The organism is Psychrobacter sp. 1Y4, assembly GCF_051847555.1.
The window spans coordinates 1-532 of the sequence record NZ_JBPYDE010001094.1 but is presented as its reverse complement, the minus strand read 5'-3'; the positions used below and the strand labels follow the sequence as shown (position 1 = coordinate 532).

At 43.2% G+C, this 532-nt stretch carries 1 pseudogene; it reads left to right on the top strand.

Going from position 1 to position 532, the window contains the following annotated elements:
• Positions 1-532: pseudogene (locus tag ACS8FC_RS20585) on the top strand (ATPase); the annotation flags it as partial.

The following is a 532-nucleotide window of genomic DNA, read 5'->3' as shown; positions in this document are numbered from 1 at the left end:
GCTATTACTCTTAAATATCGATCAAACTTTCAATTTAGTAGACAGTCATCTGGTCGATACGATCGCGGTACCCAATGATTTTGTCTTACAGCAGCCAGCCACAGCCTTTGTCTTTCGCATGCCATTTACTTATTGGAAAATGGTAATTGTAAAACCCAATAGTGACCTACTGAGCGTTGCAAATGCCCTATCGAACCAGCTGATTCAAGCCATGCTGCTCGGTTTTATCCCTATTTTATTATTAACGGCATGGGTGTTTCGTAAGTATTTTACTCGTCCATTACAACGTATGTCGCTTTTGGTGGCTGAGATGGGTGCTTTGATTGAACAAAAACAATATCAAAAATTGCTCGCACATAAGCTGCCCAGCTCAAGCGTGAGCGAAATTCAAATCATCAGTGAGCAGACCAACCAACTGATTGATCGTGTCGTCGAAAACGAAGGCGCGCTTGCCGAAATCAACGTCCATCTAGAAAAACAAGTCGCTGCCCGTACCCAAGATCTACAGCAAGCCATGGATGAACTAAAAGCC